The organism is Streptomyces sp. NPDC004111, assembly GCF_042874215.1.
GTDB lineage: Bacteria > Actinomycetota > Actinomycetes > Streptomycetales > Streptomycetaceae > Streptomyces.
Window position 1 is genome coordinate 78,698 of sequence record NZ_JBIAMU010000019.1, and the last position, 25,259, is coordinate 103,956.

Here is a 25,259-nt window from a genome sequence, read left to right on the forward strand (position 1 = left end):
GGGGGGGGGGGGGGGGCCCCGGGGGTACGGCCCCGGGGGGGGGCACCAACACCTAAACCCCCACCACGCACCCGGGGGGGGCCCGGCCCGGGGGGCCCGGCCCCCCACCGCGTTCCTCCCCGGTGCCACGCCCCGCGCACCCGGCGCGGGGCCCGGCGCCCCCGCGCTCACCCCGCGAAGGCGTCCAGCACCGCCTCGTACTCCTTGGTCCACCAGACCGCCAGGGCCGACGCCGCGGGAAACTGCGGGTCGGCCCTTCGGTCGTGCAGCTGGTAGCGCCAGCGCAGTATCCAGAAGTCGTTCAGCCGCTCCCACCACACCCGGTGCACCGCGGCGGCCAGCTCGGCCTCCCCCGCGCCCGAGGAGCGCCGGTACGCGCGCGCGTACGCGCGGGCCTTGTCCAGGGCCAGTTCGCCGCCGGGGCGGACGAAGAAGATGGCCGCCGCACGTACCGCCTCCTCCGCGCGGGGCTGCACGGCGAGCCGGTCCCAGTCGACGATGGCCGCGGGCTCGGCGCCCCGGTAGAGCAGGTTCAGCGGGTGGAAGTCGCCGTGCACCCAGCCCGCGGTCGGCTCGGCGCCCGGGGCGGGGCGCCGGTGCGCGTGCCGCTCCAGGAGCGTGCGCCGCTCCAGCAGCCGGTGTTCGGCCAGCAGGTCGAAGGAGTCCTGCGGATGGCGCCTGCGGGCCAGCAGCAGCAGTTCCTCGATCGTCTCGAAGCTGTCGTGCGGGTCGGCGCTGTCGTGGCCGCCGTCGAGTCCGGCCGCGGACTCCATGACCTGGTCGAGCAGGGTGTGCACGACGCCCAGCAGCGAGCCCAGCCGCAGCGACTCGGTCTCGGTGAGCTGGGCGCCGTCGCGGTGCCGGCCGTCGACCCAGGGGTGCAGGGCGTAGCAGCGCCCGCCGATCACGGCGACGGTGTCGCCGCCGGTGTCCTCGACGGGCGGGGCGACGGGAACGCCCAGCTCCTTCAGCCGCTGGGTGGCGCGGTGCTGGCGGGCGATGGCGCCGGGGTCGCCGTCGAGGTGGTGCTTGAGGAAGAAGTCGCCCCGGGTGGTGGCCAGCCGGAACCCCTGGTTCAGCAGGCCCTGGGCGACCCGTTCGCAGGAGAGGGGTTCGCCGAGGGCGGTGTACCGGCGCAGCAGCTGGCCGACGGGCGGCACGGTGGGCACCTGTGCGGGCGGGGCGTGCCGGGCGAACCCGGTCGGTGCGAGGGGCGGTCCGGGCGGCTCTTCGGGGGCCGGTGCGGAGGCGGGTGCAAATGAGCGCGGCACCCGGCAGATGTTAGATCACCGGGGCCGCGCCGTCTTACACGGTGTGCTGGAGCAGTCGCTCTCTGGAGCCCTTCAGGGTGTGGACCAGGAAGAACTGCGGATCGATCCGCATGTGGACGGGCTCGAACGGCTCGCCCTCGACCTCGGTGGGGCCGGGGCCGAAGAGGGCCAGTTCGGCCGCGCTCGGCTCGACGACATGGGCCTCGCCGGTGGCCTGGACGGACCACAGCAGGCCGTCCGCGGAGTTGAAGTTGTCGGTCTCGTACGCGACCACGCTGCCGTTGCAGGCCTGGTGGTAGCCGTATCCGGCGTGCATCCGGAGCAGCAGGGCGCCGTCCTCGGTGACGACGTGGCGGGCCACGGCCAGGAAGGGCAGCGCGCGCATGCTGGTGGCGATCCTGCCGTAGGGCATGGAGGTCAGCAGCTCGATGGCGCGGTCGCTGTCGGAGTGGGGCATGCCTCCACCCTGCGCCATGGGCGGGTGGCGGCGAAAGAGACCTAGGTCCCGAGACGCGGTGCGAAGTGCCTGATCAGGGGGCCCAGGTCCAATTTCAGCGGCGTTCCTCGGCCTGCATCCTGGCGACGTAGGCGGCGGCCTGGGAGCGGCGTTCCATGCCCAGTTTGGAGAGCAGGCTGGAGACGTAGTTCTTGATCGTCTTCTCGGCGAGGTGCAGTCGTTCGCCGATCACCCGGTTGGTCAGGCCCTCGCCGATCAGGTCGAGGATCTTGCGTTCCTGCTCGGTGAGGTTGGCCAGCCGCTGGTCGCCCTTGGCGCTGTTGCCGGCCCGCAGTCGCTCCAGCACGCGGGCGGTGGCGACCGGGTCCAGGAGGGACTTGCCCGCCGCGACGTCCCGTACGGCCGAGAGCAGTTCACTGCCGCGGATCGCCTTGAGGACATACCCGGACGCACCGGCCATGATCGCGTCGAAAAGGGCCTCGTCGTCCGCGAAGGAGGTGAGCATCAGGCATTTGATGTCCTCGTTCTGTGAACGTACTTCGCGGCAGACCTCCACGCCGCTGCCATCGGGCAGCCGGACGTCGAGAACGGCTACGTCCGGGCGGGTCGCAGGGATCCTGACCAGGGCATCTGCGGCTGTGCCCGCTTCTCCGACGACCTCGATGTCCTCCTCGACGGAGAGCAATTCATGGACACCCCGCCTGACGACTTCGTGGTCATCAACGAGGAAAACGGTGATTTTGCCTGTTTCGCGCACGGCGCCATCCTCACACATGAACTCTTCCCGTGCCCGAGGTGACCGGGATAACGTGCCCCTGTCCCGGCGGCCTGCAAGGCTCTGACCAGTGGTTGTTCCCGCATTCCTCGATTTACTTGGAAATCCAAGCAAAATCGCAGGTCAAATGGGGTTTCGCAGTTATGCGAAGCACTGGGTAACGTGCTTTTGACAGGGCGCTCGCCGGGGCACCTGTCACGCCTTGTCCCGGCCGAGCCGCACCCACCCCGTGCGCGGGTACGGGCACAGGGCGAGCCGCACTGGTCTCCCGGCAGACCCCGGGGGCCGGACCGACGGAGGAGCACGCACGTGACCGTGGAGAGCACTGCCGCGCGTAAACCGCGACGCAGCAGCGGAGCAGGCACCAAGCGCGCCAGCGCCAAGAAGCCCTCGCCGCAGAAGCCCGACGAGCCGCAGCTGGTTCAGCTGCTGACGCCCGAGGGCGAGCGTCTGGAGCACCCGGACTACGAGATCGACCTGTCCGCCGACGAACTGCGCGGGCTGTACCGGGACATGGTCCTCACCCGCCGCTTCGACGCCGAGGCGACCGCGCTCCAGCGCCAGGGCGAACTGGGCCTGTGGGCCTCGCTGCTGGGCCAGGAGGCCGCGCAGATCGGCTCCGGCCGCGCGCTGCGCGACGACGACTACGTCTTCCCGACGTACCGCGAGCACGGCGTCGCCTGGTGCCGCGGGGTCGACCCGACGAACCTGCTGGGCATGTTCCGTGGCGTCAACCACGGCGGCTGGGACCCCAACAGCAACAACTTCCACCTCTACACGATCGTCATCGGCTCGCAGACGCTGCACGCCACCGGCTACGCCATGGGCGTCGCCAAGGACGGTGCCGACTCGGCCGTGATCGCGTACTTCGGCGACGGCGCGTCCTCGCAGGGCGACGTCGCCGAATCGTTCACCTTCTCCGCGGTCTACAACGCCCCGGTCGTGTTCTTCTGCCAGAACAACCAGTGGGCGATCTCCGAGCCCACCGAGAAGCAGATGCGGGTGCCGCTCTACCAGCGCGCCCAGGGCTTCGGCTTCCCGGGCGTCCGCGTCGACGGCAACGACGTGCTGGCCTGCCTCGCGGTCACCAAGGCCGCGCTGGAGCGGGCCCGCAGCGGCCAGGGCCCCATGCTCATCGAGGCGTTCACCTACCGGATGGGCGCCCACACCACCTCCGACGACCCGACGAAGTACCGGGCCGACGAGGAGCGCGAGGCGTGGGAGGCGAAGGACCCGATCCTGCGCGTCCGCACCTACCTGGAGAAGCAGGGCCTGGCCGAGGCCTCCTTCTTCGAGGAGCTGGAGGCCGAGAGCGAGGCGCTCGGCAAGCGGGTGCGCGAAGTCGTGCGCGCGATGCCCGACCCCGACACCATGGCGATCTTCGAGAACGTCTACGCGGACGGGCACGCGCTCGTCGACGAGGAGCGCGCCCAGTTCGCCGCCTACCAGGCGTCGTTCGCCGAGGAGGGCAAGTAAGCCATGGCAGTCAAGAAGCTTCCGATCGCCAAGGCGATCAACGAGTCCCTGCGCAAGGCCCTGGAGACCGACCCCAAGGTCCTGATCATGGGCGAGGACGTCGGCAAGCTCGGCGGTGTCTTCCGGGTCACCGACGGCCTGTTCAAGGACTTCGGCGAGGGCCGGGTCATCGACACCCCGCTCGCCGAGTCCGGCATCGTCGGCACCGCGATCGGCCTGGCCCTGCGCGGCTACCGGCCGGTCGTGGAGATCCAGTTCGACGGCTTCGTCTTCCCGGCGTACGACCAGATCGTCACGCAGCTCGCGAAGATGCACGCCCGCTCGCTCGGCAAGATCAAGCTGCCGGTCGTCATCCGCATCCCGTACGGCGGTGGCATCGGCGCGGTCGAGCACCACAGCGAGTCGCCCGAGGCGCTGTTCGCGCACGTCGCGGGCCTGAAGGTCGTCTCGCCGTCCAACGCGTCCGACGCGTACTGGATGATGCAGCAGGCCATCCAGGGCGACGACCCGGTGATCTTCTTCGAGCCGAAGCGCCGCTACTGGGACAAGGGCGAGGTCGACGTCGAGGCGATCCCCGCGCCGCTGCACCAGGCACAGGTCGCCCGCGAGGGCAGCGACCTGACGCTCGCGGCGTACGGGCCGATGGTCAAGGTCTGCGTGGAGGCTGCCGCGGCAGCCGCCGAGGAGGGCAAGTCCGTCGAGGTCGTGGACCTGCGGTCGATGTCCCCGATCGACTTCGACACGCTTCAGACCTCGGTCGAGAAGACCCGCAGGCTGGTCGTCGTGCACGAGGCCCCCGTCTTCTACGGTGCGGGCGCGGAGATCGCCGCCCGGATCACCGAGCGGTGCTTCTACCACCTGGAGGCCCCGGTGCTCAGGGTCGGCGGCTACCACGCGCCGTACCCGCCGGCCCGCCTGGAGGAGGAGTACCTCCCGGGGCTGGACCGGGTGCTCGACGCCGTCGACCGCTCGCTCGCGTACTAAGGGGCCGACCACCATGACGACTGAAATCTCCTCGCGCTACCGCGAGTTCAAGCTGCCCGACGTGGGCGAGGGACTCACCGAGGCCGAGATCCTGAAGTGGTACGTCCAGCCCGGTGACACCGTCACCGACGGCCAGGTCGTGTGCGAGGTCGAGACCGCCAAGGCGGCCGTCGAACTGCCCATCCCGTACGACGGGGTCGTGCACGAACTGCGCTTCGAGGAGGGCGTCACCGTCGACGTCGGCACCTCGATCATCACGGTCGACGTGGCCCCGGGCACCGCCGCCCCCGAGGCACCGGCCGCGCCCGAGCCCGTCGCGGCACCCGCCGCCGAGCCGGCCGCCCCGGCCGCCGACGAGGACGACGCGCCCAAGGGCCGCCAGCCGGTCCTGGTCGGGTACGGCGTCTCCGAGGCGTCCACCAAGCGCCGCGCCCGCAAGACGGACGTGCCCGCCCCGGAGAAGGCCGCCTACGCCGCCTCCGTACAGGCCGAGCTGAACGGCACGTCGCTCGCCGCCCAGGCCGCCCCCGCGGCCGGCGAGGACAGGGCGCGTCCGCTCGCCAAGCCGCCGGTCCGCAAGCTGGCCAAGGACCTCGGCATCGACCTGGCGTCGGTGACGCCGACCGGTCCGGGCGGCATCGTCACCCGCGAGGACGTCCACGCGGCGGCGGCTCCGGCTCCGGCCGCCCCTGCCGCCGCCGATGTTTCACGTGAAACGGTCGCCGCCGCACCTGTCGCGGCACCGGGGTCCGTCTCCGTCGACGGCGTCGCACGTGAGACGCGCATCCCGATCAAGGGTGTGCGCAAGGCGACCGCCGCGGCGATGGTGAACAGCGCGTTCACCGCCCCGCACGTCACCGAGTTCGTCACGATCGACGTCACCCGCACCATGAAGCTGGTCGCGGAGCTGAAGGACGACAAGGACATGGCGGGGCTGCGGGTCAACCCGCTGCTGATCATCGCCAAGGCCCTTCTCGTCGCGATCAAGCGCAACCCGGCCGTCAACGCGGCCTGGGACGAGGCGAACCAGGAGATCGTGCAGAAGGAGTACGTGAACCTGGGCATCGCCGCGGCCACTCCGCGCGGTCTGATCGTCCCGAACATCAAGGACGCCCACGCCAAGACCCTGCCCGAACTGGCAGCCGCGCTCGGCGAACTGGTGGCCACAGCCCGCGAGGGCAAGACGTCACCGGCCGCCATGCAGCACGGCACCGTGACCATCACCAACGTCGGCGTCTTCGGCGTCGACACCGGCACGCCGATCCTCAACCCGGGCGAGTCCGCGATCCTCGCGGTCGGTGCGATCAAGCTCCAGCCCTGGGTGCACAAGGGCAAGGTCAAGGCCCGCCAGGTCACCACGCTGGCGCTCTCCTTCGACCACCGTCTGGTCGACGGCGAGCTGGGCTCCAAGGTGCTGGCCGACACGGCGGCGATCCTGGAACACCCCAAGCGCCTGATCACCTGGGCGTAGCGGCAGTGAAAAGGGCCCTGGGGCCGGCCTCCGAGCGGAGTGCCGGCCCCGGGGCCCTGTGCCGTGTGCGCCCTGCGCGTGCCCGGCGCTACGTGCTGCCGTTGAGGCGGTGCCTGCCCAGCTTGAAGCCGAGTGCGAAACGGCTCGCGCACCGGTACTCGTCCATCAGCTGCCCGATCCGGCGCTGCACGGTGCGTACGCTCAGGGCCAGTTCGCGGGAGATCTTCTCGTCTCCCCAGCCGCGTGCGAGCAGTTCGACGATGCGGCGTTCTTCGACGCTGTGCGACATGACTCGTATCCACCCCCCGTGGACCAGTGGAATCAAGGTCCCGAACACCCTGCCGTGACCGCGCAGTTGGGGGCAAGACCGCTTTCCGGCCCGGCGCGGGCCGAATGCTTTCGGCCGTTCGGTTCCCGGCTGGCGGGAAGTCGTCACGGTTGCCCCGGACGCTTCAGCTCCCCGGTGCGTCCCACTAGCTTCGGTGGTGCAAGACAGTTCCAACGCACACATCCGTAGCAAGAACACACACAGGGGAGAAGAACGTGTTGAAGCTGCGTATAGCGAGTGCTGCTGTTCTCGGCGTCGCGGGCCTCGGGGCGACCGCGCTGCCCGCCCAGGCCGCAGCGCCCACCACCGCGCCGACGTCCCAGTCCACGCAGGCAGCCGCCACACAGGCAGCCGCCACGCAGGCCGCCGTCGCGCAGGGCGTGTCCACGCGGGTCCGGGCAGTGAAGGGGGTCACCTGTATCGACCTCTTCGGCGCCGGGAAGCTGGTGGCGACGGGCTGCTTCCAGTCCAACGGCGACGACATCGGGGTCAGGGACCAGCGCAAGGACGGGCTGCGCGCGGTCGTCACCTGGAAGACGAACTACGGCCGGTCCGGCAAGTGCCAGGAGACCCGCGGCGGCGGCAAGAGCACCATCTGCAACTACAACATGAAGAAGGGCAAGAAGGTCCGCTTCAAGGTCGATGTGCGCAACGGCGCCAATGGCAACCCGAAGTTCTCCTCGCCCTACTCGCCGTGGCTGAGCATCGGCAAGTAGGGGTCGCGAGGTAGCCCGGACCCCAGTCCCAGCAGCAGGCCCGTCCGCATGCCGGACGGGCCTACTGCTTGTACCCCTGTTGTATCTATGCTGTGCGCATGCCAGCCGCACCCCCCGCCGCCGAACGTGTCTACGACCACATCAAGCGAGGCGTCCTCGACCGCAGCTACGAGGGCGGAACGCTCCTCACCGAGGGCCACCTCGCCGAAGCCGTGGGGGTGTCGCGCACCCCGGTGCGCGAGGCCCTGCTCCGGCTCGAAGTCGAAGGACTGATCAAGCTCTACCCGAAGAAGGGCGCCCTGGTCCTCGCCGTCTCCGCGCAGGAGATCGCGGACGTGGTGGAGACCCGCCTCCTGGTCGAGGAGTTCGCCGTACGCAAGGCCGTACCCGCGCCGCCGCACCTGATCGCCCGGCTGGAGGAACTGCTCGCCGAGCAGCAGCGGCGGGCCCTTGCCGGGGACCTCGCCGAGGTCGCCGTCACCGACCGCTGCTTCCACGCGGAGATCGTGCGGCACGCCGGAAACCGGATCCTGTCCCGCCTCTACGACCAGATGCGCGACCGTCAGCTGCGGATGGGGGTCGCCGTGATGGAGGCGCACCCCGACCGCATCGCGCTCAACATCACCGAGCACGCCGAGATCCTCGACGCCATCAGGGCAGGTGACGCGGACGCCGCGGCGGCCTGTGTGCACCGGCACGTCGGCCGGGTCAAGGTGCTGGTCAGGGGGGATGACCGGTGAGCAGGTCAGGAGGTCCGGTGCTGCACGGGGACCCGCCCGGCGGGCGCCGGGCGGTCGCCGTGTGGGGCATCGGCGTCGCGGTCTACTTCGTCGCCGTCACCTTCCGCACCAGCCTGGGGGTCGCGGGTCTGGACGCCGCCGACCGGTTCCAGGTCAACGCGTCCGCCCTCTCGACGTTCTCGATACTCCAGCTGCTGGTGTACGCGGGCATGCAGATACCCGTCGGCCTGCTGGTCGACCGGCTGGGCACCAAGAAGGTGCTGGCCATCGGCGCGGTGCTGTTCACGCTCGGCCAGCTCGGCTTCGCGCTGTCGCCGACGTACGGCACGGCGCTGGTCTCCCGGGCGCTGCTGGGGTGCGGTGACGCGATGACGTTCATCAGCGTCCTGCGGCTGGGCTCCCGGTGGTTCCCGGCCCGGCGCGGACCGATGATCGCGCAGGTCGCGGCGCTGTTCGGCATGGCCGGCAATCTCGTGTCGACGCTGGTGATCGCCCGGTCGCTGCACGGGCTGGGCTGGACGGCGACGTTCGTCGGCAGTTCGGCCGCGGGTCTGGTGGTCCTGGTGCTGACCCTGTTCCTGCTGAAGGACCACCCCGAGGGCCACGAGCCGCCGCCGGTGCCGAAGGCCGGACCCGCCTTCGTACGGCAGCAGATCGCGGCGGCGTGGCGGGAGCCGGGCACCCGGCTGGGCATGTGGGTGCACTTCACGACCCAGTTCCCGGCGATGGTGTTCCTGCTGCTGTGGGGGATGCCGTTCCTGGTCGAGGCGCAGGGCATGTCACGGACGGCGGCCGGTGAACTGCTGACGCTGATCGTGCTGTCCAACATGGCCATCGGGCTGGTGTACGGGCAGGTCATCGCGCGGCACCACGCGGCGCGGGTGCCGCTGGCGCTGGGCACGGTCGGGGCGACCGCCGTGCTGTGGGGCTCCGTGATCACCTATCCCGGGGAGCACGTGCCGCAGTGGCTGCTGGTCCTGCTGTGCGTGGTGCTCGGGGCCTGCGGACCGGCCTCGATGATCGGTTTCGACTTCGCCAGGCCCGCCAATCCGCCGGAGCGGCAGGGCACGGCGTCCGGGATCGTGAACATGGGCGGCTTCATCGCCTCCATGACCACACTGCTCGCGGTGGGCGTGCTGCTCGACGCGACCGGCGGCAACTACCGGATCGCGTTCGCCTCGGTGTTCGTGCTGGAGGCGGTCGGGCTCGCGCAGATCCTGCGGCTGCGGACGCGGACGGCGCGCCGGGAGCGGGAGCACCTGGTGGCCAGCCGGGTGGAGGCCGTGCACGTACCCGCGTAGGCGGGAGCCGATCCGCGCCCCTGGGGCCGTGTCCGGTCCGGGTGACACGTCCTGGCGGGGCGCGGGTGCTACGGCGTCACGGCGAAGTTGTCGAGGATGGCGTCGGCGAGTTCCTGGTCGCCCTCGACCTTGATCTGGTCGGCGACCGCTCCGTAGCGGACCCGGCCGCAGGCCAGCCGGTGGAAGGTCTCCCAGTCGAGGGCGATCGTGGCGAGCGGGCCGAGCGAGGGGGTGCCGTCGATGGTGCCCCTGCCCTGGTCGTCGACGCGGACGGTGCGCAGGAACTCGACGGGGCCGTGCACGTCGAAGACGACCGCGGAGTTCGGCGGTGCGCCGGCCTCCTTGGCGACGACCTTGGGCAGCGACTGGAGCAGCAGGTCACGGGCCACGTAGGCGCCCGGCGAGTCCTGGTTGCCGGGGCGGTGGAAGGTGGCGCGCAGGTCCTGCTCGTGCACCCAGACGTCGAAGGCCCGCAGCCGCAGCGCGAGTTCGAGGGTCAGCTGCTGGCCGCCGAGGGGCGAGCGGATCAGGGCGTCGGGGGAGCGGTTCTCGTTCCGCAGCTGCCGGGAGCGGCGGATGATCGTGTACTCCAGCTCGGAGGTCATCTCCGGCGCCGTGTGGTGGCGTCGTACGTCGACCTGCACCTCTATGTAGCGGGCCAGGTCGGAGGTGATGTGGAAGAGGTCGCTCGGCAGCGTGTGGATCGGCCGGGGGTCGCCCAGCATTTCGCACTCCATGCCGATGACATGGGAGACGAGGTCGCGCACCGACCAGCCGGGGCACGGAGTACGGCGGTTCCACTCGCCTTCGACGAGCGGCTGCACCAGCTCGGATATCGCCTCGATCGAGTGGGTCCAGGCGTCGGCGTAGGTCTGCAGGGCGGGATGGACGGTCACGGGACCCCTCGGGCGGTTCAGTGGCGGCGGCGCGGGCAGTGCGGTGCGTGCGGTGGTGCGGATGCGTGCGGTGTGCGGGCGGTGCATGCCGGGTAGCGGGCTCGCACGCTAAGTTACGCTGCCCGAAGGCACCCCGGCAGTGCTTTCGTGTGACGATCGTAGGCCCGTGTTGACGACTTGAATGCCAGGACGGTGGTAGTGTGCGCGCCTCTCTCCTCCAGATCGCAGTAAATGACGATGAATCGGTCAATTCCCGTCGGGAGCGGGCTGCTTCGCTGGTGAGGGCGCAGCAGCATAGCGACCTCGTGGTACTGCCCGAGCTCTGGCCGACCGGCGCGTGGAGCTACGCCGGCTTCGCCGACGAGGCGGAACCGCTGGAGGGACCGACGTACGAGGCGATGGCCAAGGCCGCCCGGGACGCCGGGGTGTGGCTGCACGCCGGCTCCTTCGTGGAGCGCGACCCCGAGGGCCCGCTGTACAACACCTCGCTGGTCTTCGCGCCGGACGGCGAACTGGCCGTCGCGTACCGGAAGATCCACCGCTTCGGCTTCGACGAGGGCGAGGCCGTGCTCCTCGGCGCCGGGCGGGAGTTGGTCACCGTGCCCGCCGCGGGGCTCAGGCTCGGCCTGGCCACCTGCTACGACCTGCGCTTCCCCGAGCTGTTCCGGGGCCTCGTCGACGCGGGCGCGAACGCCTTCGTGATCCCGGCGGGCTGGCCCGCGCGGCGCCGCGAGCACTGGTCCCTGCTGGCGCGTGCGCGGGCCGTGGAGAACCAGGCGTACGTCCTGGCCTGCGGTACGGCGGGTACGCACGCGGGGGTCGAACAGGCCGGGTACAGCGTGGTGGTCGACCCGTGGGGCGAGGTGATCGGCGAGGCGGGGGCCGGCGAGGAGACCCTGGTCGTCGAACTGGACGAGGCCAGGCCCGCGGCCACCCGCGAGCAGTTCCCCGCGCTGAAGGACCGGGTCCTGGGAGTGGCCGAGCCCGAGCGGAGGTAACACCTCCGCCCTGTGGGCGCGGGGCGCCGGAGCAGGACCGCTGCCCGGCAGGGCGCGCGGGCGGCGCGCCCGCCCGGCGGCCCCGCGGGGAACGCTCCGGCCGGGGCGGCCTCAGTCGCCGTCCCGTTCCTTCTCCGCCATCCGGATCACGCAGACCGCGACCGCGATGAGCAGGGCCGCGTCCGTGTCCTCCCGTACGACATTGACCGCGTACGTCTCGCGCACCCGGAACCACTGGCGGGAGATGTGTGCCAGGAGTTCGCCGTCGTACTCCACGGCGAACTCCCGGTCCAGCACCCGGCCGCTGACGTCCAGTTCGGTGCCCTCGTTGAGGACCACGCGGTAGTGGTTGCGGATCAGCGACAGCCGCTTCTTGCGCACCGTCGCCAGGGTCTCGCCGTCGCGCTCCAGCTTCATGGTGTCGCGCCAGCTGAGCATCTTCTCCTTCAGCGTGATCAGGACCCGGCCGCTGGAGTCCTTGATCTCCAGGGTGTCCCGGAGCCGCAGCGCCTTGCCGTCGACGAGGAAGGCGTGCCGCCCCTGCTCGTCGTCGATCCAGTAGTCGTCGCCGATCGCGAAGAGCTTGTCGCGTACAAGAAATTTCATGCCATGACGGATACCCGCACGCGCCGGGTTGTCACGCTCCGGGCGCGTCCTGGCCGCCGGCGGCCTCCGCGCTCGCGCGGTCCTCGCCGAGGTGGCGTACGTACGTGAGTCCGGGGCGGCCCTCGAAGTCGGCCGGGCCCGTGGTGACGAAGCCGGTACGGTCGAGCACCGCGCGGGACGCGGTGTTGTCGAGGGTGGTCCGGGCGTGCAGGGTGTGCAGGCCGTAGCGGCCGGCGGCCAGCACGAGCAGTTCGCGGACGGCCCGGGTGGCGAGGCCCCGGCCGGTGGCCTTCTCGGCGAGCCGGTAGCCGACTTCGGCGGTGCCGTCGGCGAGGTCGACGAGGTTGAACCGGCCCAGCACCTCGCCGTCCTCGGCGACCAGGAGGTGGAAGGCGATGGTTCCGGTGGCCTGCTCGGCGAGCAGGGCGTCGTGCCGGTCCGCGAACTCCGCGAAGCAGGCGTCGCCCCGGTCGGGCACGGCGGCGGCGAAGTAGGCCCGGTTCGCGCGCTCGAAGGCGAGTAGGGCCGGCGCGTGCTCGGCCCGCAGCGGCTGGAGTTCGGGCACCTCGGCGTCAGCCCGCCTGGATGCGGAAGCGGGTCAGACCGGGTTCGAGGTCGTCGCCGGGCCAGGGCACGAGTCCGGCCTTCTCCAGGACCCGGATGGAGGCCGGGTTGTCGAGGGAGGCCTTGGCGCAAACGGTGTGCACACCGGGCGCCGCCAGGGCGTGGGCGACCAGGGCGCGCGCCGCCTCGGTGGCGTAACCGCGCCGCCAGCGGGACGGGGCGACCCCGTACCCGAACTCGACGGCCCCCTCCTTCGGCGGCCAGAACAGCCCGATGGCACCGACCACTTCGCCGCTCTCGCGCTCGATCATCTGCCGGTGGCCGTACGGGCCGAACCACTCGGGGTTCTTCGGGAAGAGCCCGGCCAGCATCTTGTCGCCCTCGGCGGGGAAGTCCGCCGCCCAGTGCGGAAGCCGCCGGCCTTCGAGGACCGCGTCGATCTCGCCGGGGACCCAGCTGTGCAGCAGGAGGCGGTCGGTGGTCAGGTCGTGGGACGCGTCGGACACGCAAAACTCCTGGTGGAGGGTGGGGCGGAAGGGAAGTGCCGAGCGGAAGATAAGCGGAGCGGACGCGGGACGACAAGGGGATTTACGGCGGTGGGGGGGGGCGGAGGGCGGCGGGCGGAGGGGGCTGGGATAGCGGGGTGGGGGGCGGGGCCCGCCCCCCCCCGGGGGGGGGGGGGGGGCGCGCCCCCCGCCGCCCGCGGGGGGGGTGTGTGGGGGGGGGGGGGCCCCCGCGGCCCCGGGCGGGGGGGGGCGGGGCGCCCCCGGGGTTTTCGGGGGGGGGGGGGGGGGGGGGGGGCGGGGGGCGGAGGGGGCTGGGATAGCGGGGTGCGGCCGGTCGCCCTCCGCTCGGGGCGGGGGACGACCGGCCGCGCTGCTGACCTCGTACGGGGAGTTGCTTTCCGGTGGGGAAGCCGCCTTCGGCGTGCGGGTTACTTCACCGGGCGGTTGAAGACGGAACGGGCCCACAGGTAGCCGACCAGCGACAGACCGACGCCCCAGCCGAGCGCGATCCAGCCGTTGTTGCCGATGGGGGTGCCCATCATGAGGCCGCGCAGGGTCTCGGTCAGCGGCGTGAAGGGCTGGTACTCGGCGAACCAGCGCACCCCGGTGGGCATCGAGTCGGGGGTGACGATCGCGCTGCCGAGGAAGGGCAGGAAGGTGATCGGCATCGGCGCGTTGCTGGCCGTCTCGACGCTCTTGCTGGACAGGCCCATGGCCGCCGCGATCCAGGTGAGGGCGAAGGCCAGCAGGGTCAGGACGCCGAAGGCGGCGGCCCATTCGAGGACGTTGGCGTTGGGCCGGAACCCGCACAGCAGGGCCACGCCGAGCACCAGCACCAGGCTGAGCATCGTCTGGATGACACCGCCGATGACATGGCCGGTGAGGACGGAGGCCCGCGAGATCGCCATGGTGCGGAAGCGGTTGATGATGCCCTCGGTCATGTCCATCGCGACGGAGACCGCCGTGGAGAGCGAGCCGGAGGCGACGGCCATCAGCAGGATGCCGGGGGCCACGTAGTCGATGTACTCGCCGCCCCCGCCGATGCCGTTGCCGAGCGCGCCGCCGAAGACGAACACGAACAGGAGCAGCATCACGATGGGCATGGAGACCACCGCGATGGTCATCGAGGGATAGCGCTTGGCGCGTTTGAGGTTGCGGCTCAGCATGGTGAGCGAGTCGCGCAGGGCGTACGACTTGGTGGGTGCGGGGGCGGTGGAGAGGGCGGCGCTCATCGCACGGACTCCTTGCGGGGGGTGGGGTTGGTGGCGGGGGCGGTGGTGTTGCTCCCGGTGCTGCTGGCGCGGGTGCTTCCGTTGCTGGCTCCGTTGTGGGCGCTTCCGTTGCTGTCTCCGGTGCCGCTTCCGTTGCCGTTTCCGGTCAGGGTGAGGAAGACGTCGTCGAGGTCCGGGGTGTGGACGGTGAGGGCAGCGGCTTCGATGGCGGCGCCGTCGAGCTGGTCCAGAACCGCGCGCAGGGCCGGGATGCTGCCGTCGCTCGGGATGTCGAGCGTCAGCGCCTCGGCGTCGGTGGTGACCGGGTCGAGCTGCTGTGCGGCGAAGGCGAGTTGGTGCGCCTCGTGGAAGCGGAGGCGGATGTGGCCGCCGGGGATCAGCCGCTTGAGCTCCTCGGCGGTGCCCTCGGCGACGATCCGGCCGCCGTCCAGCACGGCGATGCGGTCGGCGAGCTGGTCGGCCTCCTCCAGGTACTGGGTGGTGAGGAAGATCGTGATGCCGTCGGCGACCAGCTCCCGGATGAGTTCCCACACGGTGCGGCGGCTTCGCGGGTCGAGGCCGGTGGTGGGCTCGTCGAGGAAGATGACGCTCGGGTCGCCGACCAGGGTCATCGCGAGGTCGAGCCGGCGGCGCATACCGCCGGAGTAGGTGGCGGCGGTCTTCTGCCCGGCCTCCGTCAGGTCGAAGCGCCGCAGCAGGTCGGTGGCGCGGTGCTTGCTCTCGCGGCGGGTGAGGTGGTGCAGCTTGGCCATCAGGAGCAGGTTCTCCTCGCCGGTGAGGAGGTTGTCGACGGCGGAGAACTGTCCGGTGACGCCGATCGAGGAGCGGATCGACTCGTCGGCGGTGCCGAGCGCGTGCCCCGCGACCCGGACCTCACCGGAGTCGGCGCCGGGGGCGATCAGGGTGGAGAGGATCTGGACGGTGGTGGTCTTGCCGGCCCCGTTCGGCCCGAGGAGGGCGTAGATCGTGCCGCGCGGGATGCGGATGTCGACTCCGTCGAGGACGACTTTGTCGCCGTAGGACTTCCGGAGGGAGGTGGTGCTGATGGCGAGGGTGGGGGTGGGTGCGAGTACGGGGCCGGGGCCGGTGGCAGGGCCTGGAGTGGCGGACAAGGCGCTCATGGGGTGACCTTTCGGGTGTGGGTTGGGTGGGTGCGGGTGACTGTGCGGGTGCGTCTGGGGTGGGTGGGGCGCACCGTTTCGCTCCCGGCCCGCTCCCTTGGGCGGCGGGGCCGCCCCCCGGGGGCGGTACGGGCGGGCAAGGGGGCGGCGCCCCGGCGGAGCTGGGGCTTGGGGGTCCGGGCGGCTGCGGCGGTTCGCGGTGGGGCCACTGTTGCGGCGGCGTGGCGGAGGTGGGCCGGGCCGGGAGGGGTGCGGCTCCGCCGGGGGCCGCCCCATGCCCACCCGTCCCGCCCCCTGGGCGGCCCCGCTGCCCATGGGGCGGTGGGGCGGCGGTGGGCTCGGTCGGCCGAAACGTGTGGCGTGGGCATGACAGGTAGGGAGGGGTCCCGTCCAGCGGGCCCCTCGATGCCGGGCCTGCCCCCGCGCCCAGCAAGGCCCCTCGATGCCGGGCCTGTCCCCGCGTTCAGCGGGCCCCTATGCCGGGCCTGCCCCGTCCAGCAGGCCCCTCTAAGCCGGCTCTAGCCCCGGGTCCGGCGGATCTCGATGTTTCCCCATCGCGTCCGCGCCCTGACCTCCACCGTGTCCCCCGCGTCCTCCGGTGCCGGCCCCTCCGTCGCGGTGAGCGCGTTGTGCACGAGCCCCCGTTCCGAACTGACGTCCAGCCACGCGGCCGTACCCGAGCGGACCCCGACCTCGATCCCGCCGTACGACGTCTCCAGCTGGACCGTTCCGCGCGCCACCTCCGCGACGCGCAGCGCGCCGTGGGCCGTCGCGGCGGTGACGGAGCCCTCGGCGCGCTCGACGAGGATGTCGCCGTTCGAGCCGTTGACCCGCAGTTCCCCGCCGACGGTGCCGACGTTCGTCGCGCCGTGCGAGTTCTTCAGGACCGCGTTCCCCGCGACGGCGCCGACGCGCAGTCCGCCGGAGCTGGTGGTGATCGTGGCCTGCCCCTGGACGTGGTCCACGGTGACGTTCCCGTGGGACACGGTCAGCTGCAACGGCCCGGTCTCGTCCAGGTGCACGTCGCCGGTCGAGGTCTTCACCCGGACCTCGCCGAGCCGCCCCTCGCCGCGCACCTCGGTCCAGGAACCGTTCACCTCCGCCTGCGAGCCCGCGGGCAGTTCGCAGACGACGTCGACGATGCCGGTGCGCCCGAGTCCGAGCCGGTTGGTCTTGGGCGTCGTGACCGTCAGGGTGCCGCCCGTGTACGAGACCCGGGTCTGCTCGGCCGCCCGTACGTCGGCGTCCTTCTTCGGGTTGCGCGGGCTTACCTCGACAAGGGTCTCGGTGCGGCCCGCCGCGATGAGCCGGACCGATCCGGCCTCCACGCGGAAGGTGGAGGCGATCGGTTCAGGAGTGTCGAAAGAAGGCATGGCTGTCCCGTCCTCTTGGGTCGTCGGGGTGTCCCCCTGCGGGTGGTGCCCGAAAGCGTGCGACGCACGTGGTGCGTCCGAGACGCGTGCGGCGTGCGGTGTTCGTCGCGCGACGTACGTGCCGTGTGCGGCGTGCGGTGCGCGGTGTTCGTCGTGCGTGTGGTGTACGCGGCGCCGGTGCGCCGTACCCTCAGCGCGCCCAGCCGGTGAAGCTCTGGCCGCTGTTCATCGCGCGGTCCCCGGCCCGGACCGGGGCACCGGCCCCCGCGTCGACCGCCGCGGACACCGCGCGTACCAGCCACGCGTTGACCGAGAGTCCCTCGCGGCCCGCCGCGTCCTCGGCGCGGGTCTTGAGATGGGCGGGCAGCCGCAGGTTGATGCGCGCGGTGGCGCCGCCGTCGCCCTCGTCGACGGCGACCGGAACCGGGGGTGCGGCGGCCGTGGCGGCCACGGCGCCCGGCTGCTCGAAGGCGCCGCCGGAGGGCAGCGTCACCACGAAGTCGGGGTCGAGCCCACGCAGTCGTACGTCGACCGAGCCGGGGGCGAGTTCACGGGTGATCTCGTCCATCGCGGCGGAGAGCGCGTTGAGCAGGGTGAGCCGGGTCGCCGACTCCAGCGGAGCGGTGAGCCGCTCGGCCAGCTCGCGTGCTTCGGTCCCGCCGGCTTCGGCGGCCACCGCGAGTTCGCGGCGGAGGGTGTCTACGTACGGCGTGAGGTCCATGACGCCATCATGGCACCATCGTGGTGCCATCGCAAGGGGAAGTTTGGCTCAGAGTGGCGTCACGCACGGAGCAAGTGCCCCCGCGGAACCCTCCTTGCGGTTCTGACCTGCGCTCTTCCCTCTCCGCGAGGTTTCATGAGCTGGTTACGCACGGCGCGCACCACGGTGGCACCCTTGGTGCCATGACTGCCCCCACCCCCGTGACTCCCGACCCGACCCCCGGACAGGGCCCCGCTCCCGCCCCCCGCCGCGCCCGTGTGCGCGCGCCCGAACTGGTTGGCAAGGGCGGCTGGCTCAACACGGGCGGCAAGGAGCTGACCCTCGCCGACTTCCGCGGGCGCGTCCTCATTCTCGATTTCTGGACCTTCTGCTGCATCAACTGCCTCCACGTCCTCGACGAACTGCGCGAGCTGGAGCAGCGGCACAGCGACACCACCGTGATCGTCGGGGTGCACTCGCCGAAGTTCGTGCACGAGGCCGAGCACCAGGCCGTGGTCGATGCCGTCGAGCGCTACCAGGTGCACCACCCGGTCCTCGACGACCCCGAGCTGGCCACCTGGAAGCAGTACGCGGTACGGGCCTGGCCGACGCTGGTGGTCATCGACCCCGAGGGGTACGTCGTCGCCCAGCACGCCGGTGAGGGCCACGCCCACGCCATCGAGCGGCTGGTCAGCGAGCTGGAGGCGGAGCACGAGGCGAAGGGCACCCTGCGGCGCGGCGACGGCCCGTACGTCGAGCCCGAGCCGGTCGCCACCGACCTCCGCTTCCCGGGCAAGGCGCTCGTGCTGCCGGGCGCGGACGGCGGACCCGGCAACCTCCTTGTCTCCGACACCACCCGCGGCCAGCTGGTGGAGCTGGCGCCGGACGGCGAGACGGTGCTGCGCCGCATCGACGGAGGCAAGAGCGGCGGTACGGGCGGCGGTGGAGGCGGTTTCAACGAGCCGCAGGGGCTCGCGCTGCTCCCCGACGGCCGGGTGGTCGTCGCCGACACCGTCAACCACCAGCTCAAGTCGTACGACCCGGCCACCGGCGAGGTCGCCGTCCTGGCCGGTACGGGCAAGCAGTGGTGGCAGGGCGAGCCGACGTCCGGGCCCGCGCTGGAGGTGTCGCTCTCCTCGCCGTGGGACGTGGCGTGGTGGCGCGGCGAGGTGTGGATCGCCATGGCCGGGGTGCACCAGCTCTGGGCGTACGACCCCGGGGCGGGCACCGTCCGGGTCGCCGCCGGCACCACCAACGAGGGTCTGGTGGACGGCCCGGCCGGCGAGGCCTGGTTCGCCCAGCCGTCCGGGCTCGCCGCCACCGAGGACCGCCTCTGGGTGGCCGACTCCGAGACCTCGGCGGTGCGCTGGGTGGACACGGACGACGTGGTGCACACGGCAGTCGGCACCGGCCTGTTCGACTTCGGCCACCGCGACGGGGAGGCCGGACAGGCGCTGCTCCAGCACCCGTTGGGCGTCACCGCGCTGCCGGACGGCTCGGTCGCGATCAGCGACACGTACAACCACGCGCTCAGGCGGTACGAGCCGGCGACCGGTCAGGTCACCACGCTCGCCACGGACCTGCGCGAGCCGAGCGACGCCGTGCTGGTAGGCGACGACATCGTGGTCGTCGAGTCGGCCCGGCACCGGCTGACCCGGCTGCGGCTGCCGGAGGAGGCGGTACGGGTGGAGGCCGTCGCGCACCGTACGCGGCGGGCGGCCACCGAGGTCGCCCCCGGAACTCTGCGGCTGGACGTGGTCTTCCAGGCGCCGAGCGGCCAGAAGCTGGACACCCGGTACGGCCCCTCGACGCGTCTCCTGGTGTCGGCGACGCCGCCCGAGCTGATCGCCGAGGGCGACGGGACGGGGACCGACCTCGGCCGCGACCTGGTGCTGAACCCGGAGGTCACGGAGGGGGTGCTGCATGTGTCGGCGATGGCGGCGTCCTGCGACGACGACCCGGCGAACGAGTACCCGGCCTGCCATGTGCACCAGCAGGACTGGGGCGTTCCGGTGAAGCTCGTCGAGGGCGGCGAACGGCGACTGGCGCTGGTGCTGGCGGGACTGGACGAGTAGGCCGGGCCAGGCCGACGGAACCCGGTTACGGCAGTGCGGGTTCCGTGGCCAGGGCCGCCGCGGCCCGGTTGTAGCGGGTCTCGTACGACGGGTCGCCGGTGAGCCGCCACAGGATGTCCAGCGCCCGGCAGGCACCCTCGTGGTAACCGGCCTCCTCGGCCGTGGCCGCGGCGAGGGAGAGCAGGCCGAGGCCCTCCTCCAGGCGGCCCAGCTGGGTCAGCGACTCGCCCTGCGCGGTCTGCAGCAGGGACCGGCGGATCGTTCCGGCGTCGGTGCTGCCCAGGGCGAGTCCGTCCAGCGAGTGCTGGAGGGCGGCCTCCGGTTCGCCCGCGCGCAGGCAGTGCTCGGCGAGCGTCTGGAGGGCGAGCATCTCCGTCGGCCGGTCGCCCGCCCGCTGGGCGAGCGCGGCGGCCCGTACGCAGCCCTCCCGCGCCCCTTCCACGTCGCCGCGCGCCTGCTGCGCGTGCGACAGGTTGATCCGGCCGATCGCCTCGTCGACCGGGTCGCCCGCCCGCGCGGCCAGCACCGGCGCCAACTCCAGGTGCGGATAGGCCTCTTCGGACCTGCCCTCCTCCATCAGCACCCAGCCGAGCAGCGCCCGGACCCGCGACTGGGCGTCCGCGTCGTCCTCGGCCTCGGCGGCGGCCAGCGCCTGCTCCAGTACCGGAACCCAGCGCTCCCGCACCCGCCACAGGATGTACGGCCACTGCAGGATCCCGAGCCGCCACACCAGGTCGGGGCGGCCCGCCTCCTGCGCGGCGGCCATCGCCCCGGCGAGCGCCTCGCGTTCCGCCTCGTACCACTCGATGGCCTCGGTGCGGCTGCGGAACTCCCGTACGGCGGACGGCTTCGGAACATCGCCGGGGAGCGCGCAGCAGGGGCGGCTGCCCGGCTCGGCGACCGCGTTGGCGGCCAGCTCGGTGTGGAGGTAGTGGCCGACGAGTCGGGTGAGGGGGGTGTGGCCGTTCGGGGGCTCGCCGGGTGCCCCCGGTGCGGGCTCCGGCGCCGTCTCCGGTCCGGAGTCCGGTGCCGTCTCCGGTTCGGACTCCGGCCCCGTCTCCGGTGCCTCCGGTCCGGCGTCCACCGTCGCCGCGAGTCCGCGTGCGTACAGCCGGACCAGGTCGTGCAGGGCGAACCGGCCCGGCAGTGACTCCTGCACCAGGTGGGCCGCGGCCAGCTGGTCGAGGGCCGCGCCCGCCTCGCCCGGGGTGATCCCGGCGAGCGCCCCGGCCGCGTACCGGTCGAAGAACTTCCCGGTGTGTGCGCCCAGGCTGCGGAACACCCGTGGTGCCGCGCCCGTCAACTGCTGCACGCTGAGCCGCAGTTCGGCGGCCACGCCGCGGTCCTCGGCCGAGAGCAGGGCGAGCCGCCCCTGTTCGTCGGCGAGTTCGGCGCCGTGCCGGTCGAGGGTCCAGTCGGGGTGGGTGGTGAGCCGGGCGGCCGTGATGCGCAGCGCGAGCGGCAGTCCGTCGCACAGGGCGGCCAGCCTGCGGGCGGCCTCGGGCTCGGCGGCGATCCGCCGGGTGCCGAGCACTCCGGCGAGCAGCGCGGTGGAGTCGTCGGGGCCGAGGACGGTCAGCGGGACGGGCCGGGCGAGGTCGCCCGCGATGAGCCCGTCGAGCCGGTTTCTGCTGGTCACGAGGGTGACGCAGTCGTCGCCCGACGGCAGCAGCGGTCGTACTTGCTCGGAGCTGCGCGCGTTGTCGAGTACGACGAGGATCCTGCGGTCGGCGGTGAGCCGCCGGTACAGCGCCGCGGCGGCGGCGGGCGTCTCGGGCATGGCGCGACCGCTGACGCCGAGCGCGACCAAGAACTCCCGTATGACGTCGGCCGGTTCGGGGTCCGCGAGCGCGTCGAAGCCGTGCAGGTCGGCGAACAGCCGCCCGCCGGGGAAGTCGGCCCGCCGCCGGTGGGCCCAGTGCAGGGCCAGCGCGGTCTTGCCGACCCCGGGCGGCCCGGTGACGAGCAGGATCGGCGCGTCCCCCTCGCCGGCGGCGTCCCCGAGCGCGGCCAGCTCGGCATCACGGCCGAGGAAACCGCGCGGATTGCGCGGGAGGGACTCCGGGACGGTGTGGGCGACGGCCCCCGGAGGAGTGGTGGCGGCGGGTACGTCGACGGGGGCGGCCCCGGGCGGGATGACAGCGCTGCTCCCCGAGGGGGCGCTTGCGCCGCAGCCACTTCCCGAGGCGCCGTTTCCGCAGGAGTGGCCCGCCGAGGAGCCGCCGCCGGTGGGGGCGGTGCCGGGACGGGACGGGTGCGCGGCCGGAGCGGCGCCGGGGACCGTACCGGGGGCGAGGTGCTCCGGCGGGTACGGGGCGTTCGGACCCGGCGCGGAGGCCGAGGTCGGCGGCGCGGTGTGCGCTCCGGCAGCCGGGGGGTGCGGGGCCGGGGTCGGCGTGGTGGTGTGCGATCCGGCCGGGGGCTGGGGGGCCGGGGCTGGGGTCGTGGTGTGCGGTCCGGCCGGGGGTTGCGGGGCCGGGGCCGGGGTGTGCGGTTCGGTCACGGGCTGGGGGGCCGTGCCCGGCGTCGTGGTGTGCGGTCCGGTCACGGGCTGCGGGGCCGGGGTGCCGGGCGCGGATATCTGTGCGGCGGCCGTGCCTGCCTCGGGCCCCTGCGGGGCGGCCGGCCAGGAGGCGTCGGTGGACTGCGGTTCGGCCGCGTGCCGGTGGGGTGCGTTGGGTGCAGGCGTTCCGGGTGCTCCGGGTGCCCCGGGCGCTCCAGGCGTTCCGGGTGCCCCTGATGTCCCAGGTGCTCCAGGCGTTCCGGGTGCTCCGGGCGCTCCAGGTGCCGCGTGCGGTGCGGGCGTTGCGGGCGCATCCGGTGGTGCCGTCGTGCTCCCGGCATCGGGCCGGTGCCCGGCGGCGGGCCGGTCGGACATGCGGGAGGCGACAGCCCGGCCGTCCGTGGCCCGGCCGTCCCCGGTCCGGCCGTCTCCGGTCCGGCCGTCTCCGGTCCGGCCGTCTCCGGTCCGGCCGTCTCCGGTCCGGCCGTCTCCGGTCCGGCCGTCTCCGGTCCGGCCGTCCGTGCCCGCCCCACCAGCACCGCTCCCCAGAGCCGCCGCTCCCGCGCGGCGTTCGCCGTCGCCCTGGAGGATCGTCCGGTACGCGTTCTGGAGCGCGCGGCCCGGGTCCACTCCCAGTTCGTCCGCGAGCAGGCGGCGGGTCCGGTGGTACCAGTCCAGCGCGTCGGACTGCCTGCCCGCCCGGTACAGCGCCAGCATCAGCGCCGCCGCCAGGGTCTCCCGCATCGGGTGGGCGACCGCCTCGGTGCGCAGCACGGCCGCCGCCCGGCCGTGCTCGCCCAGTTCGCCGTACGCGTCGGCCAGGTTCTCCACCGTGACGAGGCGGGTCTCCTCCAGGGCGTGCGCGGCGGCCTCCAGCGGCTCGGAGGCCACGGTTCCGGTCAGCGCGGGGCCGCGCCACAGCGCGAGTGCCTCGCGGAGCATCAGTACCGCGTCGGCGGGCTGCCGCTGGCGCTTGGCGAGCTGTACGAGTTCCTCGAAGCGGTGCGCGTCGAGCAGCGACTCCGACATCTGCAGGACGTACGCCCGGCCCCGGGTGGCGAGTTCGACCCCGTACGCCGCCGCCTCGCCGTCGTTGAGCAGTGCCCGCAGCCGGGAGACGTGGCCCTGCACGACGGTGCGCGCGTGGGCGGGCGGCTCCTCGTCCCAGACGGTGTCGATCAGCTGGTCGACGGGGACGGCGGTGTTGGGGCGCAGCAGGAGCGCGGCCAGGACGCTGCGGCGTTTGGCCGGGCCGAGGGGCAGCTCTCCGGTCTCGGTGGCGACGGACACCGCTCCGAGCAACCGGAACTCCACTGCGCCTCCGCTGCCGACCTGGGTGAATTCTGCGTTCCCGGTGAAAGGGAACCAATGGGTCAGCTTACCGAGCCCTTACCTCCGGGCTCACCGTGCCGAGATCACATTTCCGTGCCTGCTCGCCCGCCCGGCTCACTCGTAGCGCCGGTAGCGCTCCTCCGTGACGCCGCCGGCGGAGGGCGGGACGCCCATGCCCCTGCGGCGCTTGAGGACGCTGGTGAAGACCACGATGCCGATGATTCCGACGAGCATCATGATCACCCCGACCAGGTCGAGGTTGACGCTTTCCATTTCCCAGTCAGTGGCGAAGGTCAGGATGGCCCCCACTGCGACGAGGACGATGCAGCCGCCCAAGCCCATTTCAGTTCGCCTCCGAGGATGATCGCGAATGACCGTTCCGGCCCTGTCGGTGTACGTGGCGCGTACCCGGGGCCGGAACAGCCATGCGTGGAGGCGGAGTTCAGCCCTCCAGGAACGCGGTCAGCGCGTTGGCCAGCAGGTAGGGGTCGTCGGCTCCGCACAGCTCGCGGGCGCTGTGCATGGAGAGGATCGCCACCCCGATGTCCACGGTCTGGATGCCGTGGCGGGCCGCGGTGATCGGGCCGATGGTGGTGCCGCAGGGCATCGCGTTGTTGGACACGAAGTGCTGGAGGGGCACGCCGGCCTTCTCGCAGGCCGCCACGAACACGGCGCGGCCGGAGCCGTCGGTCGCGTACCGCTGGTTCACGTTGACCTTGAGGATGGGACCGCCGTTGGCGCGCGGGTGGTGCGTGGGGTCGTGCCGCTCGGCGTAGTTGGGGTGCACGGCGTGGCCGGTGTCGGAGGAGAGGCAGACGGTGCCGGCGAAGGCGCGCGCCCGGTCCTCGTAGGTGCCGCCGCGGGAGAAGACGGAGCGTTCCAGCACGTTGCCGAGGAGCGGGCCGTCGGCGCCGGTGTCGGACTGGGAGCCGTTCTCCTCGTGGTCGAAGGCGGCGAGCACCGGGATGTACGGGAGCTTGTGGTCGCCACTGGCGTCCGCGCTCGCGACGGCGGCGAGGGCGGCGACGCAGGCGTGCACGGACAGCAGGTTGTCCATCCGGGGGCCCGCGACGAGCTCCTTGTCGCGGCCGAGGTAGGACGGCGCCTCGATGGCGTGCGGCATCAGGTCCCAGCCGGTGATGTCCTCGGCGTCGAGGCCCGCCTCCTGGGCGACGTACGCGATGAGGTCGCCCTCGTGGACGTCGCCGAGGCCCCAGATGGGCTGCATGTGGCGCTGCTTGTCGAGCTTGAGGCCGTCGTTGGCGCCGCGGTCGAGGTGGATGGCGAGCTGGGGGACGCGGAGCAGGGCGCGGTCGATGTTGACCAGGCGGTGCGAGCCGTCGCGCAGGGTGAGCCGGCCGGCCAGACCGAGGTCCCGGTCGAGCCAGGTGTTGAGCAGGGTGCCGCCGTAGACCTCGACGGCGACCTGCCGCCAGCCCTGGTTGCCGGAGTCGGGCAGGGGCTTGACCCGGAGGTTCGGGGAGTCGGTATGCCCGCCGACGATGCGGAACGGGGTGTGCGCCTGGGCGCCCTCGGGGACGTACCAGGCGATGATGGCGCCGCCGCGCAGGACGTACTTGCCGCCCGTCGACCCGTCCCAGGCGTCGGTCTCGGCGACCTGACGGAAGCCGACCTTCTCAAGGCGCTCGGCGGCGGTGGCCACCGCGTGGTACGGGGAGGGGCCGGCGGCGAGGAAGGACATCAGGTCGTCGGTGTGGCCGCGATCGAATCGGGCTGTGGTGCTGCTCATACGCCCAGCGTAGCGAGCACGCCCGTGCGGCAACCCGGCCGATGCCGCCCGGGATCGCGGCGCGGGCCCGCCGGGACGGTGAGG

23 protein-coding genes are annotated in these 25,259 nt (G+C 72.6%); 8 read left to right on the forward strand and 15 right to left on the reverse strand.

The genetic code is table 11. From position 1 onward, the window contains the following. Positions 1 to 167: 167 nt before the first annotated feature. The 3 genes from ACFYVL_RS32235 to ACFYVL_RS32245 all read right to left on the reverse strand — a co-directional run bounded on the left by ACFYVL_RS32235 (position 168) and on the right by ACFYVL_RS32245 (position 2,485). Positions 168 to 1,169, reverse strand: coding sequence for a phosphotransferase (locus ACFYVL_RS32235; RefSeq protein WP_389251422.1), 1,002 nt, complete (start codon positions 1,167 to 1,169; stop codon positions 168 to 170). A 136-nt stretch (positions 1,170 to 1,305) separates the two neighbouring features. Beyond that, the gene (locus ACFYVL_RS32240; RefSeq protein WP_389251166.1) at positions 1,306 to 1,728 is read right to left on the reverse strand and encodes a pyridoxamine 5'-phosphate oxidase family protein; all 423 of its coding nucleotides are present in this window, start codon (positions 1,726 to 1,728) and stop codon (positions 1,306 to 1,308) included. A gap of 94 nt (positions 1,729 to 1,822) precedes the next feature. Continuing rightward, positions 1,823 to 2,485, reverse strand: coding sequence for a response regulator (locus ACFYVL_RS32245; protein WP_389251168.1), 663 nt, complete (start codon positions 2,483 to 2,485; stop codon positions 1,823 to 1,825). Positions 2,486 to 2,812: 327 nt separating this feature from the next. Between ACFYVL_RS32245 and pdhA the strand changes: the two genes are divergently transcribed. From pdhA to ACFYVL_RS32260, 3 genes are read left to right on the forward strand one after another with little or no spacing between them, the layout of a single operon-like run. Next, positions 2,813 to 3,979 (forward strand): pyruvate dehydrogenase (acetyl-transferring) E1 component subunit alpha, encoded by a 1,167-nt coding sequence (gene pdhA, locus ACFYVL_RS32250; protein WP_389251170.1) that lies wholly within the window; start codon positions 2,813 to 2,815, stop codon positions 3,977 to 3,979. Between the two features lie 3 nt (positions 3,980 to 3,982). Further along, complete coding sequence (locus tag ACFYVL_RS32255) at positions 3,983 to 4,963, forward strand: alpha-ketoacid dehydrogenase subunit beta (protein WP_389251172.1); 981 nt, start codon at positions 3,983 to 3,985, stop codon at positions 4,961 to 4,963. A 13-nt stretch (positions 4,964 to 4,976) separates the two neighbouring features. Continuing rightward, positions 4,977 to 6,434, forward strand: a complete 1,458-nt coding sequence (locus tag ACFYVL_RS32260) for a dihydrolipoamide acetyltransferase family protein (protein ID WP_389251174.1) — start codon at positions 4,977 to 4,979, stop codon at positions 6,432 to 6,434. A gap of 88 nt (positions 6,435 to 6,522) precedes the next feature. Here the strand turns inward: ACFYVL_RS32260 and ACFYVL_RS32265 are convergent, their stop codons facing one another. Beyond that, positions 6,523 to 6,723 carry a hypothetical protein gene (locus ACFYVL_RS32265; RefSeq protein ID WP_389251176.1) on the reverse strand — a complete coding sequence of 67 codons (201 nt, stop codon included), beginning with the start codon at positions 6,721 to 6,723 and terminating at the stop codon, positions 6,523 to 6,525. A gap of 254 nt (positions 6,724 to 6,977) precedes the next feature. Between ACFYVL_RS32265 and ACFYVL_RS32270 the strand changes: the two genes are divergently transcribed. The 3 genes from ACFYVL_RS32270 (at position 6,978) to ACFYVL_RS32280 (ending at position 9,519) form a co-directional block, all read left to right on the forward strand. Further along, positions 6,978 to 7,478: a hypothetical protein gene (locus ACFYVL_RS32270; protein WP_389251178.1), complete on the forward strand. Its 501-nt coding sequence runs from the start codon at positions 6,978 to 6,980 to the stop codon at positions 7,476 to 7,478. 98 nt (positions 7,479 to 7,576) lie between these two features. Further along, a complete protein-coding gene (locus tag ACFYVL_RS32275; protein WP_389251180.1) occupies positions 7,577 to 8,218 on the forward strand; it encodes a GntR family transcriptional regulator in 642 nt (213 codons plus the stop codon). Then, the gene (locus ACFYVL_RS32280; protein ID WP_389251182.1) at positions 8,215 to 9,519 is read left to right on the forward strand and encodes a nitrate/nitrite transporter; all 1,305 of its coding nucleotides are present in this window, start codon (positions 8,215 to 8,217) and stop codon (positions 9,517 to 9,519) included. Before ACFYVL_RS32275 ends, ACFYVL_RS32280 begins: the two co-directional genes overlap by 4 nt. A 68-nt stretch (positions 9,520 to 9,587) precedes the next feature. Here ACFYVL_RS32280 and ACFYVL_RS32285 read toward each other — a convergent pair whose 3' ends face one another. Beyond that, complete coding sequence (locus ACFYVL_RS32285; protein WP_389251184.1) at positions 9,588 to 10,415, reverse strand: maleylpyruvate isomerase family mycothiol-dependent enzyme; 828 nt, start codon at positions 10,413 to 10,415, stop codon at positions 9,588 to 9,590. 200 nt (positions 10,416 to 10,615) lie between these two features. Here ACFYVL_RS32285 and ACFYVL_RS32290 point away from each other — a divergent pair, with 200 nt between their 5' ends. Next, positions 10,616 to 11,413 carry a carbon-nitrogen family hydrolase gene (locus ACFYVL_RS32290; RefSeq protein WP_389251186.1) on the forward strand — a complete coding sequence of 266 codons (798 nt, stop codon included), beginning with the start codon at positions 10,616 to 10,618 and terminating at the stop codon, positions 11,411 to 11,413. A 111-nt stretch (positions 11,414 to 11,524) separates the two neighbouring features. Here ACFYVL_RS32290 and ACFYVL_RS32295 read toward each other — a convergent pair whose 3' ends face one another. The 7 genes from ACFYVL_RS32295 to ACFYVL_RS32325 form a co-directional block, all read right to left on the reverse strand. After that, a complete protein-coding gene (locus tag ACFYVL_RS32295) occupies positions 11,525 to 12,019 on the reverse strand; it encodes an LURP-one-related/scramblase family protein (protein WP_389251188.1) in 495 nt (164 codons plus the stop codon). 31 nt (positions 12,020 to 12,050) lie between these two features. Beyond that, positions 12,051 to 12,584, reverse strand: coding sequence for a GNAT family N-acetyltransferase (locus tag ACFYVL_RS32300; protein ID WP_389251190.1), 534 nt, complete (start codon positions 12,582 to 12,584; stop codon positions 12,051 to 12,053). A 7-nt stretch (positions 12,585 to 12,591) separates the two neighbouring features. Continuing rightward, positions 12,592 to 13,089, reverse strand: a complete 498-nt coding sequence (locus ACFYVL_RS32305; protein WP_389251192.1) for a GNAT family N-acetyltransferase — start codon at positions 13,087 to 13,089, stop codon at positions 12,592 to 12,594. A gap of 428 nt (positions 13,090 to 13,517) precedes the next feature. Continuing rightward, positions 13,518 to 14,321, reverse strand: coding sequence for an ABC transporter permease (locus ACFYVL_RS32310; protein ID WP_389251194.1), 804 nt, complete (start codon positions 14,319 to 14,321; stop codon positions 13,518 to 13,520). Beyond that, a complete protein-coding gene (locus ACFYVL_RS32315) occupies positions 14,318 to 15,442 on the reverse strand; it encodes an ATP-binding cassette domain-containing protein (protein ID WP_389251196.1) in 1,125 nt (374 codons plus the stop codon). Before ACFYVL_RS32315 ends, ACFYVL_RS32310 begins: the two co-directional genes overlap by 4 nt. A 518-nt stretch (positions 15,443 to 15,960) precedes the next feature. Continuing rightward, entirely contained in the window at positions 15,961 to 16,815 is an 855-nt protein-coding gene (locus ACFYVL_RS32320; protein ID WP_389251198.1) for a DUF4097 domain-containing protein, read from the reverse strand. Between the two features lie 190 nt (positions 16,816 to 17,005). Further along, positions 17,006 to 17,536, reverse strand: a complete 531-nt coding sequence (locus ACFYVL_RS32325) for a hypothetical protein (protein WP_389251200.1) — start codon at positions 17,534 to 17,536, stop codon at positions 17,006 to 17,008. Between the two features lie 182 nt (positions 17,537 to 17,718). Between ACFYVL_RS32325 and ACFYVL_RS32330 the strand changes: the two genes are divergently transcribed. Beyond that, entirely contained in the window at positions 17,719 to 19,590 is a 1,872-nt protein-coding gene (locus ACFYVL_RS32330; protein ID WP_389251202.1) for an NHL domain-containing thioredoxin family protein, read from the forward strand. 25 nt (positions 19,591 to 19,615) lie between these two features. On the opposite strand, the gene ACFYVL_RS32335 is transcribed toward ACFYVL_RS32330, so the two are convergent. The 3 genes from ACFYVL_RS32335 to ACFYVL_RS32345 all read right to left on the reverse strand — a co-directional run bounded on the left by ACFYVL_RS32335 (position 19,616) and on the right by ACFYVL_RS32345 (position 25,175). Further along, complete coding sequence (locus ACFYVL_RS32335) at positions 19,616 to 23,407, reverse strand: BTAD domain-containing putative transcriptional regulator (protein WP_389251204.1); 3,792 nt, start codon at positions 23,405 to 23,407, stop codon at positions 19,616 to 19,618. A gap of 132 nt (positions 23,408 to 23,539) precedes the next feature. Beyond that, a complete protein-coding gene (locus tag ACFYVL_RS32340) occupies positions 23,540 to 23,767 on the reverse strand; it encodes a DUF6458 family protein (RefSeq protein WP_389251206.1) in 228 nt (75 codons plus the stop codon). A 100-nt stretch (positions 23,768 to 23,867) separates the two neighbouring features. After that, the gene (locus tag ACFYVL_RS32345; protein ID WP_389251208.1) at positions 23,868 to 25,175 is read right to left on the reverse strand and encodes a M18 family aminopeptidase; all 1,308 of its coding nucleotides are present in this window, start codon (positions 25,173 to 25,175) and stop codon (positions 23,868 to 23,870) included. Between the last annotated feature and the right edge of the window lie 84 nt (positions 25,176 to 25,259).

What these genes read in the sequence shown, in the direction of transcription:
- ACFYVL_RS32340 (WP_389251206.1), bottom strand. Translation starts at nt 23,767, where the DNA reads ATGGGCTTGGGCGGCTGCATCGTCCTCGTCGCAGTGGGGGCCATCCTG.
- ACFYVL_RS32320 (WP_389251198.1), bottom strand. Translation starts at nt 16,815, where the DNA reads ATGCCTTCTTTCGACACTCCTGAACCGATCGCCTCCACCTTCCGCGTG.
- ACFYVL_RS32255 (WP_389251172.1), top strand. Translation starts at nt 3,983, where the DNA reads ATGGCAGTCAAGAAGCTTCCGATCGCCAAGGCGATCAACGAGTCCCTG.
- ACFYVL_RS32310 (WP_389251194.1), bottom strand. Translation starts at nt 14,321, where the DNA reads ATGAGCGCCGCCCTCTCCACCGCCCCCGCACCCACCAAGTCGTACGCC.
- ACFYVL_RS32260 (WP_389251174.1), top strand. Translation starts at nt 4,977, where the DNA reads ATGACGACTGAAATCTCCTCGCGCTACCGCGAGTTCAAGCTGCCCGAC.
- ACFYVL_RS32275 (WP_389251180.1), top strand. Translation starts at nt 7,577, where the DNA reads ATGCCAGCCGCACCCCCCGCCGCCGAACGTGTCTACGACCACATCAAG.
- ACFYVL_RS32295 (WP_389251188.1), bottom strand. Translation starts at nt 12,019, where the DNA reads ATGAAATTTCTTGTACGCGACAAGCTCTTCGCGATCGGCGACGACTAC.
- ACFYVL_RS32330 (WP_389251202.1), top strand. Translation starts at nt 17,719, where the DNA reads ATGACTGCCCCCACCCCCGTGACTCCCGACCCGACCCCCGGACAGGGC.
- ACFYVL_RS32325 (WP_389251200.1), bottom strand. Translation starts at nt 17,536, where the DNA reads ATGGACCTCACGCCGTACGTAGACACCCTCCGCCGCGAACTCGCGGTG.
- ACFYVL_RS32345 (WP_389251208.1), bottom strand. Translation starts at nt 25,175, where the DNA reads ATGAGCAGCACCACAGCCCGATTCGATCGCGGCCACACCGACGACCTG.
- ACFYVL_RS32240 (WP_389251166.1), bottom strand. Translation starts at nt 1,728, where the DNA reads ATGCCCCACTCCGACAGCGACCGCGCCATCGAGCTGCTGACCTCCATG.
- ACFYVL_RS32265 (WP_389251176.1), bottom strand. Translation starts at nt 6,723, where the DNA reads ATGTCGCACAGCGTCGAAGAACGCCGCATCGTCGAACTGCTCGCACGC.
- ACFYVL_RS32315 (WP_389251196.1), bottom strand. Translation starts at nt 15,442, where the DNA reads ATGAGCGCCTTGTCCGCCACTCCAGGCCCTGCCACCGGCCCCGGCCCC.